We start from the raw sequence: 20,568 nt of genomic DNA on the forward strand, positions 1-20,568 counted from the left end.
GCGTGGAGGGCATGTCGACGTTCCAGTCGGCGCCCGACGGCGTGGCGCCCCTCGTTCCGGTGCCGGCGCACCTCGAGCGGATCCTCGCGAGCGTCGCGCCGCTGCGCACGGTCGAGCCGATACGACTCGCGGATGCCGCGGGCCGCACGCTCGCGACATCCGTCGACGCACTCGTGGACCTGCCCTCGTTCGACAATTCCGCCATGGACGGTTACGCCGTGCGACGGGTGGATGTCGCGGCCGCCGCGGACGACGCTCCGGTCGTGCTCGACGTGGTCGCCGACCTGCCCGCCGGCAGCGGCGAGGACGTGACCATCGGCCCGGGCCAGGCCGCCCGCATCATGACCGGCGCGCCGGTCCCGGCCGGCGCCGACGCCGTCGTGCCGGTCGAGCGCACGGATGCCGGCACCGCACGGGTCTCGATCCACGCCGCTCCCCGACCCGGGCACCACATCCGCCGCCGCGGGGAGGATCTCCGCGCCGGCGACCGCGTGCTCACGGCCGGCATGGAGCTCGGCGCACGCCGCGTCGCCGCCGCCGCCGCGGCCGGCCTCGCGGAGCTTCCCGTCGTCGCCGTACCGAGGGTCGCGGTCGTCGCGACGGGCAGCGAACTCGTCGAGCCGGGCGCGCCGCTCGCCCACGGGCAGATCCACGACTCGAACTCACTGCTGCTGTCAACCCTCGTGGCCGAGACGGGGTGCGCGGTGAGCGAGGTGCGGCGCCTCCCCGATGACCCGCACGAACTGCGCGCGTGGCTCGAGACCCGCACGGCGTGCGACGCGGTGGTGTTCTCGGGCGGCGTCAGCGTCGGAGCGTACGATGTCGTGCGGCAGGTGCTCGGCGAGCTCGGCACGGTGGACTTCGTGCGCGTGGCGATGCAGCCCGGCAAGCCGCAGGCGTTCGGCACGCTGCCGGGCGGCATCCCGGTCTTCGGCCTGCCCGGCAACCCCGTGAGCGTCGCGGTGTCGTTCGAGGCGTTCGTGCGGCCGGCGCTCCTGCGTCTCGCGGGTCGGGCCGACGTCCGGCGCCCGACGTGGCGCGTCGCCGCCTCGGTCGGGTGGCGGTCGCCGTCGGGTCGTCGCCAGTACATGCCCATCGCCCTCGGCACCGACGACGACGGCACGCCGAACGTGCGCCCGGCGACCGGCGGCGGATCGGGCTCGCACCTCGTCGGCGGGCTCGCCCTGGCAGACGGGTTCGCGATCATCCCCGAAGAGGTCGAACACGTCGGCGCGGGCGACCTCGTCGAGGTGGCGGTGACGCGATGAGCGTGTCCGGGCGGGGCGCCGTCGACGCGATCATCCTCGCCGGCGGTCGCGCCGGGCGACTCGGCGGCGCATCGAAACCCGACCTCGTCGTCGGCGGTCGGCGCCTGCTCGCCACTGCGATCGACGCCGCCAGGTCGGCCGGATGCCGCGACATCGTCGTCGTGGGTCCGCCCACGCTCGACGCTCCCGGCTGCCTCGTCGTGCGCGAGGACCCGCCGTTCGGCGGCCCGGTCGCCGGCCTCGCAGCCGGCCTCGCCGCCCTCGACCCGCAGGGGGCCGACGTGCTCGTGCTCGCCTGCGACATGCCCGACGCGGGCCCAGCAGCACAGCGCCTCATCGCCACCCGCACCGCGAACCCCGGCTCCGACGGCGTCTGCCTCGTCGACGAATCCGGCCGTGAGCAGTGGCTCGCCGCGATCTACTCGCGGTCGGCCCTGGATCGGGCGTTCGGCGCGCTGGCGGGCGACGTCGACGGCGCATCGATGCGCCGGCTCGCGGCATCCGTCGACCTCGTCACCGCGGCCGACGAGGGCACGACGCACGACATCGACACGTGGGACGACCTCTCCCGCGCCACCCGACAGGAGGAGCACGACATGCCCGAGACCCCGCAGTCCCAGTCCCCCGAGACGCTCGACCGGTGGCTCGCCGCCCTCGCGACCGAGCTCGGGATCGACCCCGCCTCCGTTCCGGTCGGCGTCGTGCTCGATCTCGCGCGCGACGTCGCCCACGGGGTGGCCCGGCCGGCCGCTCCGCTGAGCACGTTCGTCGTCGGGCTCGCGGTCGGCGCCGGCAAGGGCTCGCTCGCGGAGCTGTCGGCGCGGGCGACCGCGCTCGCCGAGGGCTGGTCGCCCGACGAGACGGCCTGACCACGGAAGGTCGTCGACCGCTCGATCAGGAACCGGGCCGCGCGTCGCGCAGCATCCCGGCGACGACGAGCGCGAACGCCCCGACGAGCACGAGCAGCCACAGCCCGAGCGCGTAGGAGTTCGTCTCGGGGGAGTAGGTGGCCCCCATCACGAGGGGCGGGAAGTACCCGCCGAGCCCGCCCGCCGCCGCGACGACGCCCGTGACCGCGCCCACCCTGTCCTTCGGGGTCGACGGGCCGACCCATGCGAACACCGCGCCCATGCCGAGCCCCATCGCCCCGGCCATCGCGATGAAGGTGGCGCCGGTGAGGATGCCCTCGGGCGGCTGCTGGCCGACCACGTAGGCGAGCGACACGATGCCGGCGAGCGAGACGAGCGAGACGATCTTCGGCCCGAACCGGTCGGAGAGCACGCCGCCGATCGGACGGGCGATCACCGCCGCCGTCGCGAACATCGCCGTGCGAGTGCCCGCACCGATCGCGTCGACCTCGTCGGGGTAGATCGTGGTGAGGTACTTCGGCAGGAAGGTCGAGAACGCGACGAAGCCGCCGAAGACGATCGCATAGAGGAACGACATCTCCCACGTGACACGGAGGCGCAGCGCCCCCATGACCTTCGGGATGAGCGCCTGGTGACTCGGCTCCCAGGCGGGCGAGTCCCGCAGGAAGACCCACGCCGCGACCGCGGTCGCCACCATCACCGCCGCGATGAGCAGGTGGGTCGGGAGGAATCCGATGCTCTCGGCGAGGCGCGGCGTGAAGAACGCCGAGACCGCGGTGCCGATCATCCCCATGCCGAACACGCCCGTCGCGAACCCGCGACGCTTCGCGTCGTACCAGGCGCTCGAGAACGGCACGCCGACCGCGAAGATCGTGCCCGCGATGCCGAGGAGGAAACCGGCCACCAGGAGGAGCGGGAAGCTCCGCAGGGTGCCGGCCAGCGCGACGAGCAGCACGGGCGGCACGGCACCGAGCAGCACGAACGTGAACATCCTGCGCCCGCCGAACCGGTCGGTGAGCGCGCCGGTGACGATGCGGCCGAGCGCGCCGACCAGCACCGGCATGGCCAGCATGAGCGAGATCTGCCCCTCGTCGAGACCCATCTCGGTCGCGTAGGTCTTCTGGAGCGGTGCGATCACCATCCACGCCCAGAAGCCGATCGTCGACGCGAAGGTCGCCAGGAGGACCTGGCCGAACTGCCCGTTCAGCGCGGTGCGTTCCGGTTGCGTCGACGTTGACTGCATGGTGCCCCCTCGCTCGGCGGGAATCGTTCGGCCGCGCTGCCTGGTGCCGACGATATCCGCGCACTGCATGCGGCGCCAGCACCCTCGCGGGTTCGCCCTGGGGTTCGTGCGCGGTTCCTGCGCGGGATCGATGAATCCCAGCGAGGTCGTTCCGATGTGATCGCCCGCTGGGCATAATGGGCAGGACTGCGGCAGCATCGCCGAGGATCACGGTGACACTGCCGCCTGTTCAAGGAGGCCTCCGTGAGCCAAGCGCCCAGCACCTCGACAGAGCCGGCAACCGACGGGCCGCTCGCCTCGGCGCTGCTCTCGATGGGGCGATTCCTCCGCCCGGGCGAGTTCTCGGCCGACCAGCGGTCGGTCTTCCTCGAGGGCGGACGCCAGGGCGACGCGTTCTACCGCGATCGGTGGTCGCACGACAAGGTGGTGCGCTCGACCCACGGCGTGAACTGCACGGGCTCGTGCTCGTGGAAGGTGTACGTCAAGGACGGCATCATCACGTGGGAGACGCAGCAGACCGACTACCCGACGGTCGGTCCAGACTCGCCCGAGTACGAACCACGCGGATGCCCCCGCGGCGCCGCCTTCAGCTGGTACACGTACTCCCCCACCCGCGTGCGCTACCCCTACATCCGCGACACGCTCGCCGCGGCGTACCGCGAGGCGAAGTCCCGGCTGGGGGACCCGGTGCTGGCATGGGCCGAGATCACGTCCGACCCCGAGACCTCCCGGCGCTACAAGCGCTCCCGCGGCAAGGGCGGCCTCGTGCGCACCACGTGGGACGAGGCCGCCGAGATCGTCGCGGCCGCGCACGTGCACACCATCAAGCAGTACGGGCCCGACCGCATCGCGGGCTTCTCGCCGATCCCGGCGATGTCGATGGTCTCGCACGGTGTGGGGGCGCGATTCATCAACCTCATCGGCGGCACCATGCTGTCGTTCTACGACTGGTACGCCGACCTGCCGGTCGCGAGCCCGCAGGTGTTCGGCGACCAGACCGACGTGCCCGAATCCGCCGACTGGTGGAACGCGTCGTACCTCATGATGTGGGGCTCGAACGTGCCGGTGACGCGCACGCCCGATGCGCACTTCATGACCGAGGCCCGGTACCGCGGCCAGAAGGTCGTGACCGTGTCGCCCGACTACGCCGACAACACGAAGTTCGCCGACGAGTGGCTGGCACCGCACCCCGGCACCGACGGCGCGCTCGCCATGGCGATGGGTCACGTCATCCTCAGGGAGTTCCTCGTCGACCGGCGCACGCCGCGCTTCGCCGACTACCTCAAGCGGTTCTCGGATGCCCCGTACCTCATCACGCTCGAACAGCGCGGCGACGCGTGGGTGCCGGGCAAGTTCCTGACCGCGGCGGAGCTCGGCGGCTTCGGCTCACGGGTCGCGAACGCGGCGTTCAAGACGGTGGTCCTCACCGCCGACAGCGAGCCGTTCGTGCCGAACGGCTCGCTCGGCCACCGCTTCGACACCGACGAGCCGGGTGCGTGGAACCTCGACCTCGGCGACGTCGACCCGCTGCTGTCGATCGCCGACGGCGAGGTCTGGCGGGGGGCATCCGTCGCCGTCGACCTGCCGCGCTTCGACGTGGCTCCCGAACCGGGCGCCGAGCACGAGGGCGGCGCGGGCACGATCCGCCGCGGCGTGCCGGTCGCGCAGGTCGGCGATCGCACGGTGACCACGGTGTTCGACCTGCTGCTCGCGCAGTACGGCGTCGGGCGCGACGGCCTGCCGGGGCAGTGGCCGACCGGCTACGACGACGCGACCTCGCCCGGCACGCCCGCGTGGCAGGAGGAGATCACCTCGGTGCCGGCCGCGAAGGCCGAGCGCATCGGCCGCGAGTTCGCCGACAACGCCGAGCGGTCGGGCGGGCGCTCGATGATCCTGATGGGCGCCGGCACCAACCACTGGTTCCACTCCGACACGATCTACCGCACGTTCCTCGCCCTCACGACGATGACCGGGTGCCAGGGCGTGAACGGCGGCGGCTGGGCGCACTACGTGGGGCAGGAGAAGGTGCGCCCCGTCACCGGGTCGAACCAGTACGGCGGCGCGGCCGACTGGGTGCGCCCGCCCCGCGCGATGATCGGCACCGCGTTCTGGTATCTCGCCACCGACCAGTGGCGGTACGACGGCCTGCCCGCCGACCAGCTCGCCTCGCCGCTCGCGAAGGGCCTCTTCGCCGGACGCACCACGGCCGACTGCCTCGTCGAGTCCGCGAAGCGGGGCTGGATGCCGAGCTACCCGACCTTCGACCGCAATCCACTCGACCTCGTCGACGAGGCGGATGCCGCGGGCGCCGACCCCGCGCAGTACGTGGTCGACCGTCTGAAGGACGGCACGCTGCACTTCGCCGCCGAGGACCCCGATGCGCCCGAGAACTTCCCGCGCATCATCAACATCTGGCGTGCGAACATCCTCGGGTCGTCGGGCAAGGGCAACGAGTACTTCCTGAAGCACCTGCTGGGCGCGGATGCCTCGGTGCTGGCCTCGGAGGCCGCCCCCGACCGCCGGCCACGCGACATCCGCTGGCACGACGACGCGCCCGCCGGCAAGCTCGACCTGCTGGTGACGAGCGACTTCCGGATGACGAGCACGACCCTGTTCTCCGACGTCGTGCTGCCGGCGGCCACCTGGTACGAGAAGCACGACCTCTCCTCGACCGACATGCACCCGTTCGTGCACGCGTTCAATCCGGCGATCTCGCCGCCCTGGCAGACGCGCACCGACTTCGACATCTTCCACACGATCGCCGCGAAGCTGGGCCAACTCGCGTCCGTGCACCTCGGCGTGCGGCGCGACCTGGTGGCGGCGCCGCTCCTGCACGACACCCCCGACGCGATGGCCACCCCCCACGGCACGGTCGTGGCGGGCGCCCCCCTCGTGCCCGGGGTGACGATGCCGAAGCTCGTGGTCGTCGAGCGCGACTACCCCGCGACGGCCGCGCGACTGGGCTCGCTCGGCCCGCTCACCGCGAAGCTCGGCATGGTCACGAAAGGCATCACGTTCCACCCCGAGCCCGAGCTCGCCGACCTCGCGCGGCGCAACGGCACCGTGACCTCCGGACCCACGGCGGGCGCGACGCGGCTCGACACCGACGTGCGCGCGTGCGAGATGATCCTCGCCCTGTCGGGCACGACGAACGGGCGGCTCGCGGTGCAGGGCTTCCGCCAGCTCGAGGCCCAGACCGGGCAGCAGATCGCGCAGTTGGCGCTCGACCACGAGGCATCCCGCATCACCTTCGCCGACGTGCAGTCCCGGCCGGTGAGCGTCATGACCTCGCCCGAGTGGTCGGGATCCGAGCACGGCGGCCGCCGCTACACGGCGTTCTCGATCAACGTCGAGCACCTGAAGCCGTGGCACACGCTGACCGGCCGCATGCACTTCTATCTCGACCACGACTGGATGGCCGAGCTCGGCGAGCAGATGCCGATCTTCCGCCCGCCGCTCGACCTGCACCGCCTGTTCGGCGACTCGCCCACCGTCGGATCGACCGATCCGAGCGGCGCCCCGAACTCGGCCGGCCACGCCGAGGTGGCCGTGCGCTACCTCACGCCGCACTCGAAGTGGTCGATCCACTCGGAGTACCAGGACAACCTCTTCATGCTCTCGCTCTCGCGCGGCGGGCCGACCATCTGGATGAGTCCGCAGGACGCCGCGAAGATCGGCGTGCGCGACAACGAGTGGATCGAGTCGTACAACCGCAACGGCGTCGTCGTCGCCCGCGCGATCGTGTCGCACCGCATGCCCGAGGGCACCGTGTACATGTACCACGCGAAGGATCGCACGGTCGACGTGCCGCGTACCGAGACGAGCGGCCGGCGCGGCGGCATCCACAACTCGCTCACTCGCATCCTGCTGAAGCCGAGCCACCTCATCGGCGGCTACGCGCAGCTCTCGTTCGCGTTCAACTACCTCGGACCGACGGGCAACCAGCGCGACGAGGTCACCGTCATCCGCCGCCGCAGCCAGGAGGTCACGTACTGATGAGGGGCACAGTCTGATGAAGGTCATGGCGCAGATGTCGATGGTGATGAACCTCGACAAGTGCATCGGATGCCACACCTGCAGCGTCACCTGCAAGCAGGCGTGGACCAACCGCACCGGTGTCGAGTACGTGTGGTTCAACAACGTCGAGACGCGGCCGGGCATCGGCTACCCGCGCGGCTACGAGGATCAGGAGGAGTGGCAGGGCGGCTGGGAGCGCACGAGGCGCGGCCGCCTCAAGCTGAAGGCCGGCGGGCGGTTCTCGAAGCTGTCGAAGATCTTCTCCAACCCGAAGCTGCCCGAGATCAGCGACTACTACGAGCCGTGGACGTACGAGTACGACATGCTGCTCAACGCCCCCGCCGGCGACCACACCCCGGTGGCGAGGCCGAAGAGCCTCATCACGGGCGACGACATGAACATCTCGTGGTCGGCCAACTGGGACGACAACCTCGGCGGGTCCACCGCGACCGCGGTCGACGACCCGATCCTGCAGCACATGAGCGAACACGTCGCCATGGAGTTCGAGCAGACGTTCATGTTCTACCTGCCGCGCATCTGCGAGCACTGCCTGAATCCGTCGTGCGTGGCGTCGTGCCCGTCGGGCGCGATGTACAAGCGCGTCGAGGACGGCATCGTGCTCGTCGACCAGGACCGGTGCCGCGGCTGGCGCATGTGCGTGACCGGATGTCCCTACAAGAAGGTGTACTTCAACCACAAGACCGGCAAGGCGGAGAAGTGCACGCTCTGCTATCCGCGCATCGAGGTGGGCCTGCCCACCGTCTGCTCGGAGACGTGCGTGGGGCGCCTGCGGTACCTCGGCCTCGTGCTGTACGACGCCGACCGGGTCGCGGCCGCGGCATCCGTCGAGGACGAGCACGAGCTGCTGGAGTCGCAGCGCTCGGTGTTCCTCGACCCGTACGACCCGGAGGTCGTCCGTGCCGCGCGTGCCGAGGGCATCCCCGAGGACTGGATCGACGCCGCGCAGCGCAGCCCGATCTGGAAGCTCATCCAGGAGTACAAGGTGGCGCTGCCGCTGCATCCCGAGTACCGCACGATGCCGATGGTCTGGTACATCCCGCCGCTCTCCCCCGTGGTCGACGTGGTGGCCGATTCGGGTGCCGACGGCGAGGATGCGCGCAACCTGTTCGCCGCGATCGACAAGCTCCGCATCCCCGTCGAGTACCTGGCCGGGCTGTTCACGGCCGGCGATGTGGCGCCGGTGCAGGCGACCCTCCGCAGGCTCGCGGCGATGCGCTCGTACATGCGCGACCTCAATCTCGGCGACGAGCCGAACGAGGCGATCGCCCGGTCGGTGGGCATGACGGGAACCGAGGTCGAGGACATGTACCGGCTGCTCGCGATCGCGAAGTACGAGCAGCGGTACGTCATCCCGACCGCGCACGTCGAGCAGGCCGAGGCGCTCGAGGAGCTCGCGTGCTCGCTCGACTTCGAGGGCGGGCCGGGCATGGGCGGTGCGGGGCCGTTCGGGTCGTCGAGCGGACCTGCGGTGCCCGTCGCGGTGGAGACGTTCCACGCCCTGCAGAAGCGGCAGACGGCCGACCGGCCGTCGACGCCGGGTCGGGTGAACCTGCTGAACTGGGACGGGCTCGGGGACCCGCCCGAGGGGCTCTTCCCGCCGAGATCGTCGGATGCCGAGAATCCGGCGTCGTCGGATTCGGAGCCGAGGCCATGAGCGGCATCCGGACCCCGCAGATCCGCGTGCGGCAGGCGCCCGAGCCGGTGCGGTCGGTGCGGATGTCGCCCGCCGAGCGGGCGACGACGCAGATGGCGGTCTCGCTGCTGCTCGACTACCCCGACGCGGCGTACGGTTCGCGGCTGCGGATGCTCCGCGCCGAGGTGGCCGGGCTTCCGACGCCGGTGCGCGAGGCCGTCGTCGAGTTCCTCGACGCCATCGAACCGCTCGAGATCGTCGAACGCGAGCGGCGCTACGTCGCGACGTTCGACCTCAAGCGCAAGTGCTGCATGTACCTGAGCTACTACGCCGCCGGCGACACGCGCCGTCGCGGCGCCGCCCTCGTCGCGTTCCACGAGGCCTACCGGGCCGCGGGCTGGGAGTTCGACGCCGAAGAACTGCCCGACTACCTGCCGGCCGTGCTCGAGTTCGCCGCCCGCAGCGGATCGCCGATCGCGGATCGGCTGCTCGCCGCCCACCGGGAGGGCATCGAGGTGCTGCGCGCCGCACTCCTCGCGGTCGGCAGTCCCTACGCGAGGCTCATCGAGGCGGTGGGGATGTCGCTCGCCGAGATCGACGAGGGCACCCGGGAGCGGTACCTGCGGCTGATCAACGAGGGCCCGCCGTCGGAGTCGGTGGGACTCGGCGGCCCGGTGGAGCTGCCGCCCTTCATCCCCGTCGGCGGCGCCGCCCAGGAGGTGCACGGATGACCCCCCTCGACGTCCTGCTCTGGGTCGCGTTCCCGTACGCCGCCGCGGCGGTCTTCATCGTCGGGCACGTCTGGCGGTACCGATACGACAAGTTCGGCTGGACGACGCGGTCGAGCCAGGTCTACGAGAACCGGCTGTTGCGCATCGGGTCGCCCGCGTTCCACCTCGGCATCCTGTTCGTGCTCGTCGGGCACTTGGTCGGCCTGCTCGTGCCGGCGGAGTGGCTCGAGGCGATCGGCATCTCGCACGAGATGTACCACATCGGGGCGACCGTGCTCGGCACGGCCGCAGCGGTGCTCACGATCGTGGGGCTCACGATCCTCATCTACCGGCGACGCATGACAGGACCGGTGTTCCTCGCGACGACCCGCATGGACAAGACGATGTACGTGTTCCTCGGCGCCACGATCGCGTTCGGCACCGCGGCGACGGTGCTGTACCAGGTGTTCGGGGCGGGCTACGAGTATCGCGGCACGGTGGGCCCGTGGACGCGGAGCCTCATCGTGTTCCAGCCGCAGCCCGAGCTCATGACGACGGTGCCGCTCGCGTTCCAGCTGCACGTGATCACGGCGACCGCGCTGTTCGCGCTGTGGCCGTTCACGCGGCTCGTGCACGTGTTCTCGGCTCCGGTCGGGTACTTCTTCCGCCCCTACATCGTGTACCGGTCGCGCGATGAGGGACGGGCGTCGCAGCCGGCACGCCGCGGCTGGGAGCCGATGGCGCCGCCCGAGCATCGTCAGCGGAGCCGCGCGCGGCGGTGACGCCGCGCGGGCGACGGAGCGGCGCAGCGGCGTCTCGAAGCCCGCCGCGATCCCGATCGAACGGGCGCGGATGCACGGTACGACCCAGCATCTGCGCCCGTTCGATCGTCGGCCACGACCGAGGGTGCTGGGTTTCGCCGCGCTTCGGCTGGTGGAAACGCGCGGACGCGTTCCGGCAGACGGCGCTTAGGGTGGATGCATGACGACGCTCGCACTCGGGATGCCGACGGTCAGGCGGTCGCCCCTCGTGGCACCGCCGGTCGACGGCCGCCCCGACGTGCCCGGCCTCGTCGATCGCTTCGGCCGGGTCGCCCACGACCTGCGGGTCTCGATCACGACCGCGTGCTCGCTCCGGTGCACCTATTGCATGCCCGCCGAGGGGCTGCCCCTCGTCCCGCGTGACGAGCTGCTCTCGGCCCCCGAGATCGCCCGTCTCGTCGGGATCGCGGTGCGCGACCTCGGCGTGCGCGAGGTTCGGTTCACCGGCGGTGAGCCGCTCACCCGCGCCGACCTCGTCGACATCATCGCGCTGAGCGCCGCAGCCGCGCCGGGCACCCCGCTCGCGCTCACGACGAACGGCATCGGGCTCGACGCCAAGGCCGACGCGCTCGCGGCCGCGGGACTCACCCGCGTGAACGTGTCGCTCGACACCCTGGACCGCGAGCACTTCGCCCGGCTCACCCGCCGCGACCGGCTGCCCCGCGTGCTCGACGGCATCGCCGCAGCGCACCGCGCCGGGCTCGGGCCGCTCAAGATCAACGCCGTCGCGATGCGCGAGACGCTGCACGACGCGCCGACCCTGCTCGCGTGGGCGATCGAGCACGGATGCCGTCTCCGCTTCATCGAGCAGATGCCGCTCGACGCCGACGAGACGTGGGTACGCGAGAACATGGTCGATGCGGAGGAACTCCTCGCCGTGCTCGGCGAGGTGTTCTCGCTCGAACCGATCGGCCGGGACGACCCGTCAGCGCCCGCCGAGGAGTGGCTCGTCGACGGCGGCCCCGCAACGGTCGGCATCATCGCCTCGGTGACGCGTTCGTTCTGCGGCGCGTGCGACCGCACCCGCCTCACCGCCGAAGGCTCGGTGCGCTCGTGCCTGTTCGGCGACGACGAGACCGACCTGCGCGGGCTGCTGCGCGGCGGCGCCGACGATGCCGAGATCGCCGACCGCTGGCGTGCCGCGATGTGGGGCAAGAAGGCCGGTCACGGCATCGACCACGAGGACTTCGTGCGCCCCATGCGCTCGATGGGCGGGATCGGTGGCTGACGTGGCAGCCCTGACCGTGCGCTACTTCGCAGCGGCCGCCGAGGCCGCCGGTGTCGAGGAGGAGACCTTCGCGCCCGATGCCGTGGGCGGCACGGTCGGAGAACTCCGCGACCTGCTGGTGGACCGGTATGGTGCCGAGATGGCGCGGGTCGTCGCGAACGGCTCGTTCCTCGTCGACGGTGTCGTGCAACGCGACGCGGCGGCGCCGCTCGGCGCGATCGTCGACGTGCTGCCGCCCTTCGCGGGCGGCTGACGCGTTCGGCCTCCGCTCACCCCTGCGGCGACGCGCAACCGGCGCCGCGAGGCCGCCCAGTCGTCCGGTTCCTCGATCTGAAGCGACCTTCTCTCGCGCCACCCCGGTGCCGCGATGCCGAAGTGCCGCTGTGCCGCAGTGCCGACGTGCCGAAGTCTCGAAGTGCCGACCTGCCGACGTGCCGCAGTCTCGAAGTGCCGACCTGCCGACGTGCCGACGTGCCGACGTGCCGACGTGCCGCAGTGCCGCAGTGCCGCAGTGCCGCAGTGCCGAAGTGCCGACGTCTCGAAGTGCCGACGTGCCGCAGCGCCGCAGTGCCGAAGTACCGCAGTGCCGAAGTGCCGAAGTCCCGGAGTGGCGGCGCGTTCGAAACGAAACCGTCTCGCGCGGACGCGAGGAGCGAGCGCAGCCGGTGAGCGAAAGCCGGGGCTCAGCGCACGGTCCGGCTCAGAGGTTCACCCACTCCGTGGTGCCGCCCTCGAGGTACTGGCGCTTCCAGATCGGCGTGCGCTCCTTGATGCGATCCACGAGCAGGGCGCACGCGGCGAACGCCTCGGCACGATGCGGGGCCGCCACGCACGCGACGAGCGCCACGTCGCCGATGGCGAGCGCGCCCACCCGGTGCGCGGCCCCCACGCGGAGCCCCGTCTCGCGCGCGACGTCGGCGCATGTCTCGCGCAGGAAACGCTGCGCCTCCGGGTGCGCCTCGTAGTCGAGCGACGTCACGGACTCACCGTGGTCGTGATCGCGGATCACGCCCTCGAAGGACACGACCGCGCCATCTTGGCGCGTGGTCACGAACGCCTCGATCGCCACCCGGTCGAGCGGCTCGGTCGTGACGAGGGCGAAGACGTCGTGCTCAGACATCGGGAACCTCCGAAGATGCGGGGCGGGCCGCATGGTCGCCTCCCGCGAGCTGGTCGATGAGGTGCAGCAGCAGGTCGTCGAGCACTCGCAGCCCGTCGGCGACGCCGCCACGGGAGCCCGGCAGGTTCACGACGACCGTGTGCCCCGCGATCCCGGCACGCGCCCGGCTGAGCGCCGCCATCGGCGTCACCGCTCGTCCGGCGGCACGGATGGCCTCGGCCACGCCCGGCAGCTCCTGGTCGAGCACCGCGAGCGTCGCCTCGGGCGTGAGGTCGGTGGGATTCACGCCGGTACCGCCCGTCGTGATGAGCACCGAGGGCGCAGCGGCGACCGCTCGGCGCAGGGCGTCGGCGACGTCCGCATCGGCGACCACCACGGGTTCCGCGGTGTCGAACCCGCGCTCGCGCAGCCATCCGGCGATGAGCGGTCCGGTGGTGTCGTCGGCCGCACCCGCGGCCGCGCGGGTCGAGGCCACGAGCACGAGAGCCGTACGACCATCCGGCGGCACGGCTGCCGCGGCATCCGTCGCATCCACGGCCGCTGCGGCGCCCGGCTCGGTCGCGGGCTCCGCCGTGGCATCCGCTCGCCAGATGCCGCGCTTGCCGCCGCGCTTCTCGACGAGGTGGATGCCGCCCAGGCGGGCGGCCGGGTCGACCGCCTTCACCATGTCGTGCAGCGTGAGCCCGGCGATCGCGACGGCGGTGAGCGCTTCCATCTCGATGCCCGTGCGTGCCGTGGTCGACACCGTCGCCCGGATCGTCACCGCGGCGTCCTCGAAGCCGAAGTCGATCGACACCGCGTCGAGCGGCACGATGTGCGCCAACGGAATCAGCTCGCTGGTGCGCTTCGCCCCCGAGATGCCCGCGATGCGCGCCGTCGGCAGGACGTCGGCCTTCTTCAGCCCGTCGCTGCGCACGAGACCGACGACCTCGGGAGTCGTGTCGAGCCGACCCTCGGCGATCGCGACCCGCCTCGTGACGGGCTTCGAACCGACGTCGACCATGCGGGCGCGGCCGTCGTCGTCGAGATGGGTGAGCGACGTCATAACACCACGGTATCCACCACGGCGCCCGCGCCGAGTTCCGTGACGTCCTCGGGCACGACGATGAGCAGGTCGGATGCTGCGAGCGCGGCCACCAGGTGCGACCCGGGTCCGCCCACCACCAGCGCCCGACCGTCGTCGGTGCGGCGGCCGCGGAGGAACTGCCGGCGGCCCGCGACCGACACGATCGGCTCGGCGAGTTCGAGTCGCTTTGTCGCCGCCGGCGGGAGACCCGCGATCGCCCGCAGCGTCGGTGCCACGAACAGCTCGAACGACAATTGCGCGCTGACGGGGTTGCCCGGGAAGCCGACCACGGGCATGCCGCGATACGCGCCCGTCGCCTGCGGGCCGCCGGGCTGCATCGCGACGCTGCCGACCCAGCCGCCGGCCGGCTCGAGCAACTCGCGCACCACCTCGTACGCCCCCTTCGAGACCCCGCCGCTCGTGAGCACCAGCTCGGCGCCCTGCTCGCGGGCGGCGTCGAGCTCGGCGCGCAGGCGGTCGACCTCGTCGCGCACGCGCCCCTCGTGCACCACGACGGCGCCGACCGCCCGCACCGCCGCGGCGAGCGCGACGCCGTTCGCGTCGGGGATCTCCCCCGGCCCGAGCGGCGCGCCCGGGGCCACCAGCTCGCTCCCCGTGCTCACCACGGCGACGCGCACGCGCTCACGCACGAGGAGCTCGGTGAGCCCGGATGCCGCGGCCGCGGCGAGATGGCGCGAGGCGAGCCGGACGCCGGCGGGCAGCACGTCGGAGCCCGCGTCGAGGTCGGATCCGGCTTCGCGCACGTACTCGCCGGCGGCGCGTGGGCGCAGGATCAGCACACCGGCGACGTCGCCGCCGACCGGCTCGGTGTCCTCGACGGGGATCACGGCGTCGGCGCCCTCGGGCACGGGCGCGCCCGTCATGATCCGCACGGCCGTTCCCGGGTCGAGCGGCGCCGGCACGCCGGGTGCCGCGGCGACCTCGCCCACCACGGGCAGGGTCACCGGGGCATCCGCCACGTCGGCGGAACGCACGGCGAACCCGTCCATCTGCGAGTTGCGGAAGGGCGGCAGAGCGATGGGCGACTCCACCGGCGACGCCGTGATGCGGCCGAGCGCGTCGGCGAGCGCGACTCGTTCGGTGGGCCGGGCGCCGAGTCCGGCCAGCAGCGACCGCACGAACGCGGCGTGCTCGTCGACCGGGATACGGGCGCCCATCAGTACCTCGCCACGGCGGAATCGACCGTGCGCGACCAGGCGTCGATGCCGCCGGCGAGATTCCGCACGACGCCGAAGCCGGCGCTCACGAGCTGCTGCGCCGCACGCTGCGAGCGCACGCCGAGGTGGCAGTAGACGACGACGGATGCCGCGGGGTCGAGCTCGCTCGCCCGCTCGCCGAGCTCGCCGAGCGGGATGAGCACGGACCCCGGGATGGCGGCGATCTCGGCCTCCCAGGGCTCACGCACGTCGACGAGGACCGGCGGCGCGTCGGAGGCGAGCTCGTCGGCGAGCGCGGGCGCCTCGACCTCGGCAGGCGCTTCGGGTCGCGGAGGCGCGCCGGCGCCGTCTCGAGGCCCCGCCCCCGCCAGCGGGCCTCGAGACGCGCCTTCGGCGCTCCGCGACCCGCGGGGTGGGGCCGCGACATCCCCCGCCCGCCGGTACCTGACCTCCCGCGTGCGACCGCTCAGCGCGTCGTAGACGAGCACGCGTCCGATGAGCGGCTCCCCGATGCCGGTGAGGAGCTTCAGCGCCTCGCCCGCCATCATCCCGCCGGTGACCGTGCAGACCGTCGGCAGGATGCCGTCGATCTCGCAGCTCAGGCCGCCGTCTGCGGGCGGCTCGGGGAAGAGGTCGCGGTAGGAGACGCCGCGTTCCTCCCACGAGACGCCGACCTGCCCCGAGAACCGCGCCGCCGAACCCCAGACGAGCGGGATCCCCGCTCGTGCCGCGGCATCGTCGGCGACGTAGAGCGTCGGCAGGTCGTCGGTCCCGTCGATCACGAGGTCGGCGTCCGCGAGCAGGGCGTCGGCGTTCTCGGCCGTGTAGCGGTGCGGCACGGGGTGCACGGCGGTCTCGGGGGAGAGCGCGGCCGCGGCATCCGCCGCCGAATCGACCTTGGTGCGCCCGACGTCGGCGTGCCCGTGCAGCAGTTGCCGGTGCAGGTTGGTGACGTCGACGACATCGTCGTCGACGATGGTGAGGCGGCCGACGCCCGCCGCGACGAGCACGGGCACGACCGCACTGCCGAGCCCGCCGGCGCCGAGCACCACGACGTGCGCGTCGGCGAGCCGGCGCTGCCCGGCGTCCCCGAAGCCCGGCAGCACGCGCTGGCGCGCGTAACGCGGGGAGCCGGGATCGATCGCGTCGTCCATCCTTCGATTCTCGCAGGATGCGACGGCACCGGGACCCGGAGTGGACGTCACACCGTCGGCAGCGACGCGGTGCGCTCGGCCCGATCGCGGATGCCCCGCAGCATCCGTTCGGTCATCAGGAAGCTGACCATCTCGACCGGCTCGACCAGCGCGGCGGCCCACCCGGTGAGGTACGCGTACCGCTCGCGGACGACGAGCCGCGTGGACCCGTCGAACCGATGGAGGAGCACGAATGCCCAGGTGAAGTCGTACGGCGCACCGGCGCTCGTGCCGTCGACCGCGACGGCACCGCGCAGCACGAGGTGCCGTTCCGGCTCGATCGCCGCGACCTCCAACGCCACCTCGGGGGCGAGGTTGACGGCGTCGCCGACGGCCCGAACCTGCAGGTCGGGCACGACGCGGTCGGCGGTGCGGACGTCGACGCCGACGAGGTTCTCGAGCCAGTCGTAGCTGTAGAAGCCGCCGCGATTCTGGCCGAGCTGCGCGATCCACGGCCACACCTCGGCGGGCGTCGCGGCGATGGAGATCGCCCGCGTGGCCTGGAGGTCTGGCTCGGGGAGCAGGTCGTCGCCCGGGAGCGCCATGCGCACCTCGCCGTCGCTCGCACCCCAGCGCAGCGATGCCCGACGAAGGAGGGCGACCGCCCCGACGGCCACCGCAGCGACCGCGACGCCCTTCGCCATCCCCCGCATCCACCCCATCGGCCCAGTATCCCAACCGGCTCGCAGCGCGACAACCGGCTCGCAGCTCGACAACCGGATGTCGCGTGCCGCGTGCCGGATATCCTTGCGGGAAACACGGGCGTGCGGCATCCGCTCGCCACCGTGACGCCGCGCGAAGGGAGCCGACATGGCCGCAGCGCCCTCGACCTACCGCGTCAGCGCCGCCAGCACGAGCGGCGGGAGTGCCGTCGCCACCGCGGCGAGCACCACGATCCCGTTCGACGCGAGCTGGGGCCGCGATGAGCCGTCGGGGCTTCCGGGACCGGCCGAGCTGCTCGCGAGCGCGTTCACGGCATGCATGCTGAAGAACCTGGAGCGCGCGGGCGCCCTGCTCGGGTTCACGTACGAGTCGGCCGAGGTCGACGTCGTCGCCCGCCGGCAGGATGCGCCGCCGATGTTCGTCGAACTGCGGTACGAGTTGCGCGTCACCACGTCGGAGACGCAGCACCGCGTCGACCTCGTGCACCAGAACCTGCGGAAGTTCGGCACCGTCTACAACACGCTCGCGGCGGTCTGCGACGTCGACGGCATGGTCGTCGCCGTGGCGCCGTCGGGCGGATGAGGCGCTGACGACCGGCTTCCGGCGCGTTGTCAGAACACGACCACGAGGCTGAGCTCGACGGCTCCGGAGTGCTTCAGGCGGGCCACCGCGTTCCCGTACTCCTCCGACTCGTAACGGACACCCAGCCCGTCGGCCGGCAGCCGCCCGTCGACGGAGCACGCGAGGGGTGACGGCTCGGCGGGCGGCAGCAACACGAGGCACACGTCCTCCCCGCCGACCGTGCGCGCCAGGTACGCGTCCGGAGCATCGCTCGGGGTGACGAGTCGGCGCACCGATGCGGGGTCGATCGTGTCGTCGACCCTCGCCACCTGCGACGATTCGGCCGCCGGCGGCAATCGGTCGAACAACTCGATCAGGCCGGTGTCCTCGAGCGGCACGCCGAGATCGGCGGACGACGGATCGTCGCCCAGGGGCAGGAAGTCCGCCGGGGTCTGCCGACCGACGGCCCAGCCGAGGGCTGCACCCAGGACGAGGCCGATCCCGGCGGCAGCGATGGTCCACCGTCCCAACCGTCCGGGCCGGGGCGCATCGTCGTCCCAGGCGCGCCCGCCATGCGGCCGATCGTGGGCGACATCCGCCGGATCGGTCGACACCCTGCCGGCACCACGCGCGTGGGCGATCCGTTCACCGACGACGGCTTCACCGCCGACGGCTTCAGCACCGACGGCGGGCACGGCATGCACGGCGAGCTCGTCGATCGCCCGGGCGCGTTGCGCCTCGGTCGCATCGGCGCCGTACGCGAGACGCTGCAACTCTCGGATTCGGCGTTCGGTCACGTCCACGCGGTCCCCCTTCCGCGTTCAATGCCAGCATGCAACGCGGCACGCTCCCGCGCAACGGGATCTCTCGGGACCTCCGCGGTCGCGGATAGAATGCCTGCATGGACACGCATCTGCGGACCAGATCATGACGCAGTTCCGCATCAGCGAAGCCGCCGCGCTGCTCGGCGTGAGCGATGACACCGTGCGGCGCTGGGCCGAACAGGGCCGGCTCGCGGTGACCCGCGGCGCGAACGGCAGGCGGGTCGTCGAGGGCGCCGACCTCGTGCCGCTCATGGAGGAACTCGGCTCCGGCGGCGCACTCGCCGAGGCGTTCCCGCTCGCGCGGGCGTCGGCACGCAACCGCTTCGTCGGCCTCGTCACCCGCGTGCGGCGCGACGGGGTCATGGCACAGGTCGACCTGCAGGCGGGCCCGTTCCGCGTCGTCTCGCTCATGAGCGCCGAGGCCGCCGACGACCTCGGCCTCGAGCCCGGCATGCTCGCCGCGGCAAGCGCGAAGGCCACCACCGTGTCGATCGAGCTGCCGCCGGGGCCCGACTCGTGAGACGTCACCGCGCGCCGGCGCCGGTGCTCGCGCTCGCCGTCGCCGCAGCCCTGGCCGGGTGCGCGACCGGCGGGACGCCCGAACCCGGGTCATCGGATGCCGCGCCGTCGACGGTGACCGTCTTCGCCGCCGCCTCCCTCACGCACGTGTTCGACGTGCTCGCCGAGCGGTTCGAGGCGACGCGCCCGGGCGTCGAGGTCGTGCTGAGCTCGGGCGGGAGCGGCGCCCTCGCCCAGCAGATCGTGGCGGGCGCACCGGCCGACGTGTTCGCGTCGGCCGCCGAGGCGCCCATGCAGACGGTCGCCGACGCGGGACTCGCCGGCCCTCCCGTCGTGTTCGCGACGAACACCCTCCAGCTCGTGGTGCCGGCCGGCAACCCCGCCGGCGTGTCGGGCCTCGACGACCTCGCGCGTGACGAACTCCGCGTCGCCCTCTGCGACGACTCGGTGCCCTGCGGCGCCGCCACCGTCGACCTGCTCGCGCGGCAGGGGGTGACCGCCGCGCCCGACACGCTCGAGGCCGACGTGACGAGCGTCGTCACGAAGGTCGTGCTCGGCGAGGTCGACGCCGCCCTCGTGTACCGCACCGACGTGATCGCTGCGGGCGACGCGGTCGAGGGCATCGAGGTGTCCGGCGCGGCATCCGTCGTCAATCGCTACCCCATCGCGGTGATGACGGATGCCGCGAGCCCCGACGCCGCCGCCGAGTTCGTCGCGTTCGTGGCGGGCGCCGAGGGCCGCGCCGCGCTCGACGCCGCGGGATTCGGGGCACCGTGACGGCACCCGGCCCGCGCCCCGTCCGCACGTCGCCCGCACGTCGCCGCACGCCCCGCCCCGGCGGCCGCCTCGCGTGGCCGATCGCCGCCGTGGCCGCCATCGCCCTCGCCCTGCTCGTGCTGCCGCTGGTGTCGCTCGTGCTGCGCGCGCCATGGGCCGACCTGCCCCGGCTCCTCGCCCGCGAGTCCGTGCTGCAGGCCCTCGTGCTGTCGTTCGGCACCGCGCTCGCCGCGACCGCCCTGTGTCTCGTGCTCGGGGTACCGCTCGCGGCCGTGCTCGCGCGCGCGAGCGGCTGGCCGTCGCTGCCGAGGCGGCTCCTGCGCGCGGCGGTCACGGTGCCCCTGGTGCTCCCGCCCGTGGTCGGCGGCATCGCGCTCCTGCAGTTCCTCGGGCGTCGCGGCGTCGTCGGCGGCCTGCTCGACGACCGGTTCGGCATCACGGTGCCGTTCACGACGGGGGCGGTCGTCATCGCACAGGTCTTCGTGGCGCTGCCCTTCCTCGTGTTCGCCGTCGAGGGCGCGCTGCGCACGGCCGACCGCCGAACCGAGCTCGCCGCGGCGACGCTCGGCGCCTCGCGGTGGCAGGTGTTCCGGCACGTGACGCTCCCCCTCGTCGCACCCGGCGTGGCCGCGGGCGCCGTGCTCTGCTTCAGCCGCGCCCTCGGGGAGTTCGGCGCCACCATCACGTTCGCCGGGTCGCTGCCGGGGGTCACCCGCACCCTGCCGATCGCGAGCTACCTCGCGATGCAGTCCGATCCCGACGAGGCGATCGCGCTGGCGCTGCTCCTGCTCGCAGTGTCGATCGCGGTGCTCATCGGGCTCCGCGACCGGTGGCTGCCCGGAGTGCGCGGATGACCC

Annotated in this window: 19 protein-coding genes; 12 read left to right on the forward strand and 7 right to left on the reverse strand. The window is 72.7% G+C overall.

The features are described 5' to 3' along the window. Window positions 1-11 precede the first annotated feature (11 nt). Both glp (EZM51_RS06485) and EZM51_RS21025 read left to right on the forward strand, forming a co-directional pair. Complete coding sequence (gene glp / locus EZM51_RS06485) at window positions 12-1,268, forward strand: gephyrin-like molybdotransferase Glp (RefSeq protein ID WP_136707438.1); 1,257 nt, start codon at window positions 12-14, stop codon at window positions 1,266-1,268. Then, entirely contained in the window at window positions 1,265-2,137 is an 873-nt protein-coding gene (locus EZM51_RS21025; RefSeq protein WP_136707439.1) for an NTP transferase domain-containing protein, read from the forward strand. The genes glp (EZM51_RS06485) and EZM51_RS21025 overlap by 4 nt, the downstream gene beginning before the upstream one ends. A gap of 25 nt (window positions 2,138-2,162) precedes the next feature. Here EZM51_RS21025 and EZM51_RS06495 read toward each other — a convergent pair whose 3' ends face one another. Further along, entirely contained in the window at window positions 2,163-3,380 is a 1,218-nt protein-coding gene (locus tag EZM51_RS06495) for an MFS transporter (RefSeq protein ID WP_136707440.1), read from the reverse strand. Between the two features lie 312 nt (window positions 3,381-3,692). On the opposite strand from EZM51_RS06495, the gene EZM51_RS06500 reads away from it, so the two are divergent. The 6 genes from EZM51_RS06500 to EZM51_RS06525 all read left to right on the forward strand — a co-directional run bounded on the left by EZM51_RS06500 (window position 3,693) and on the right by EZM51_RS06525 (window position 12,063). Beyond that, window positions 3,693-7,376 (forward strand): nitrate reductase subunit alpha, encoded by a 3,684-nt coding sequence (locus EZM51_RS06500; RefSeq protein ID WP_136707729.1) that lies wholly within the window; start codon window positions 3,693-3,695, stop codon window positions 7,374-7,376. A gap of 16 nt (window positions 7,377-7,392) precedes the next feature. Then, on the forward strand, window positions 7,393-9,072 hold the full coding sequence (gene narH / locus EZM51_RS06505) for a nitrate reductase subunit beta (protein WP_136707441.1): 1,680 nt from the start codon (window positions 7,393-7,395) through the stop codon (window positions 9,070-9,072). Then, window positions 9,069-9,782 (forward strand): nitrate reductase molybdenum cofactor assembly chaperone, encoded by a 714-nt coding sequence (narJ, locus tag EZM51_RS06510; protein ID WP_136707442.1) that lies wholly within the window; start codon window positions 9,069-9,071, stop codon window positions 9,780-9,782. Before narH ends, narJ begins: the two co-directional genes overlap by 4 nt. Continuing rightward, complete coding sequence (gene narI, locus EZM51_RS06515) at window positions 9,779-10,543, forward strand: respiratory nitrate reductase subunit gamma (protein WP_136707443.1); 765 nt, start codon at window positions 9,779-9,781, stop codon at window positions 10,541-10,543. The genes narJ and narI overlap by 4 nt, the downstream gene beginning before the upstream one ends. Window positions 10,544-10,742: 199 nt before the next feature. Next, on the forward strand, window positions 10,743-11,810 hold the full coding sequence (gene moaA / locus EZM51_RS06520) for a GTP 3',8-cyclase MoaA (RefSeq protein WP_136707444.1): 1,068 nt from the start codon (window positions 10,743-10,745) through the stop codon (window positions 11,808-11,810). Between the two features lies 1 nt (window position 11,811). Beyond that, on the forward strand, window positions 11,812-12,063 hold the full coding sequence (locus EZM51_RS06525; RefSeq protein WP_136707730.1) for a MoaD/ThiS family protein: 252 nt from the start codon (window positions 11,812-11,814) through the stop codon (window positions 12,061-12,063). A 447-nt stretch (window positions 12,064-12,510) separates the two neighbouring features. On the opposite strand, the gene EZM51_RS06530 is transcribed toward EZM51_RS06525, so the two are convergent. The 5 genes from EZM51_RS06530 to EZM51_RS06550 are packed head-to-tail and all read right to left on the reverse strand — an operon-like array spanning window position 12,511 to window position 17,011. Next, window positions 12,511-12,930, reverse strand: a complete 420-nt coding sequence (locus tag EZM51_RS06530; protein ID WP_136707445.1) for a molybdenum cofactor biosynthesis protein MoaE — start codon at window positions 12,928-12,930, stop codon at window positions 12,511-12,513. Next, window positions 12,923-13,975, reverse strand: a complete 1,053-nt coding sequence (gene moaCB, locus EZM51_RS06535; RefSeq protein ID WP_136707446.1) for a bifunctional molybdenum cofactor biosynthesis protein MoaC/MoaB — start codon at window positions 13,973-13,975, stop codon at window positions 12,923-12,925. Before moaCB ends, EZM51_RS06530 begins: the two co-directional genes overlap by 8 nt. Continuing rightward, a complete protein-coding gene (gene glp, locus EZM51_RS06540; protein WP_136707447.1) occupies window positions 13,972-15,174 on the reverse strand; it encodes a gephyrin-like molybdotransferase Glp in 1,203 nt (400 codons plus the stop codon). Before glp (EZM51_RS06540) ends, moaCB begins: the two co-directional genes overlap by 4 nt. Then, window positions 15,174-16,328: a ThiF family adenylyltransferase gene (locus EZM51_RS06545; RefSeq protein ID WP_136707448.1), complete on the reverse strand. Its 1,155-nt coding sequence runs from the start codon at window positions 16,326-16,328 to the stop codon at window positions 15,174-15,176. Before EZM51_RS06545 ends, glp (EZM51_RS06540) begins: the two co-directional genes overlap by 1 nt. Before the next feature lie 47 nt (window positions 16,329-16,375). Next, window positions 16,376-17,011 (reverse strand): SRPBCC family protein, encoded by a 636-nt coding sequence (locus EZM51_RS06550; protein WP_248305501.1) that lies wholly within the window; start codon window positions 17,009-17,011, stop codon window positions 16,376-16,378. Between the two features lie 166 nt (window positions 17,012-17,177). Between EZM51_RS06550 and EZM51_RS06555 the strand changes: the two genes are divergently transcribed. Then, entirely contained in the window at window positions 17,178-17,612 is a 435-nt protein-coding gene (locus tag EZM51_RS06555) for an OsmC family protein (protein ID WP_136707449.1), read from the forward strand. A gap of 29 nt (window positions 17,613-17,641) precedes the next feature. Here the strand turns inward: EZM51_RS06555 and EZM51_RS06560 are convergent, their stop codons facing one another. Next, on the reverse strand, window positions 17,642-18,394 hold the full coding sequence (locus tag EZM51_RS06560; RefSeq protein WP_136707450.1) for a hypothetical protein: 753 nt from the start codon (window positions 18,392-18,394) through the stop codon (window positions 17,642-17,644). A 124-nt stretch (window positions 18,395-18,518) separates the two neighbouring features. On the opposite strand from EZM51_RS06560, the gene EZM51_RS06565 reads away from it, so the two are divergent. From EZM51_RS06565 to EZM51_RS06575, 3 genes are all read left to right on the forward strand, one after another. After that, complete coding sequence (locus tag EZM51_RS06565; RefSeq protein WP_136707451.1) at window positions 18,519-18,935, forward strand: helix-turn-helix transcriptional regulator; 417 nt, start codon at window positions 18,519-18,521, stop codon at window positions 18,933-18,935. Next, window positions 18,932-19,711 (forward strand): molybdate ABC transporter substrate-binding protein, encoded by a 780-nt coding sequence (gene modA, locus EZM51_RS06570; protein ID WP_136707452.1) that lies wholly within the window; start codon window positions 18,932-18,934, stop codon window positions 19,709-19,711. The genes EZM51_RS06565 and modA overlap by 4 nt, the downstream gene beginning before the upstream one ends. 80 nt (window positions 19,712-19,791) lie before the next feature. Next, the gene (locus tag EZM51_RS06575; protein ID WP_248305528.1) at window positions 19,792-20,565 is read left to right on the forward strand and encodes an ABC transporter permease; all 774 of its coding nucleotides are present in this window, start codon (window positions 19,792-19,794) and stop codon (window positions 20,563-20,565) included. Window positions 20,566-20,568: the final 3 nt, after the last annotated feature.

The organism is Agromyces sp. H66 (genome assembly GCF_004959775.1).
Taxonomy (GTDB): Bacteria; Actinomycetota; Actinomycetes; order Actinomycetales; family Microbacteriaceae; genus Agromyces.

Bases quoted from the DNA above. Each gene is read 5' to 3' on its own strand.
- glp (WP_136707438.1), top strand. From the start codon at position 12: ATGTCGACGTTCCAGTCGGCGCCCGACGGCGTGGCGCCCCTCGTTCCG.
- EZM51_RS06555 (WP_136707449.1), top strand. From the start codon at position 17,178: ATGGCCGCAGCGCCCTCGACCTACCGCGTCAGCGCCGCCAGCACGAGC.
- EZM51_RS06565 (WP_136707451.1), top strand. From the start codon at position 18,519: ATGACGCAGTTCCGCATCAGCGAAGCCGCCGCGCTGCTCGGCGTGAGC.
- EZM51_RS06500 (WP_136707729.1), top strand. From the start codon at position 3,693: ATGGGGCGATTCCTCCGCCCGGGCGAGTTCTCGGCCGACCAGCGGTCG.
- EZM51_RS06550 (WP_248305501.1), bottom strand. From the start codon at position 17,011: ATGGCGAAGGGCGTCGCGGTCGCTGCGGTGGCCGTCGGGGCGGTCGCC.
- glp (WP_136707447.1), bottom strand. From the start codon at position 15,174: ATGGGCGCCCGTATCCCGGTCGACGAGCACGCCGCGTTCGTGCGGTCG.
- EZM51_RS06530 (WP_136707445.1), bottom strand. From the start codon at position 12,930: ATGTCTGAGCACGACGTCTTCGCCCTCGTCACGACCGAGCCGCTCGAC.
- EZM51_RS06495 (WP_136707440.1), bottom strand. From the start codon at position 3,380: ATGCAGTCAACGTCGACGCAACCGGAACGCACCGCGCTGAACGGGCAG.
- EZM51_RS06545 (WP_136707448.1), bottom strand. From the start codon at position 16,328: ATGGACGACGCGATCGATCCCGGCTCCCCGCGTTACGCGCGCCAGCGC.
- moaA (WP_136707444.1), top strand. From the start codon at position 10,743: ATGACGACGCTCGCACTCGGGATGCCGACGGTCAGGCGGTCGCCCCTC.
- moaCB (WP_136707446.1), bottom strand. From the start codon at position 13,975: ATGACGTCGCTCACCCATCTCGACGACGACGGCCGCGCCCGCATGGTC.
- EZM51_RS21025 (WP_136707439.1), top strand. From the start codon at position 1,265: ATGAGCGTGTCCGGGCGGGGCGCCGTCGACGCGATCATCCTCGCCGGC.
- narJ (WP_136707442.1), top strand. From the start codon at position 9,069: ATGAGCGGCATCCGGACCCCGCAGATCCGCGTGCGGCAGGCGCCCGAG.
- narI (WP_136707443.1), top strand. From the start codon at position 9,779: ATGACCCCCCTCGACGTCCTGCTCTGGGTCGCGTTCCCGTACGCCGCC.
- narH (WP_136707441.1), top strand. From the start codon at position 7,393: ATGAAGGTCATGGCGCAGATGTCGATGGTGATGAACCTCGACAAGTGC.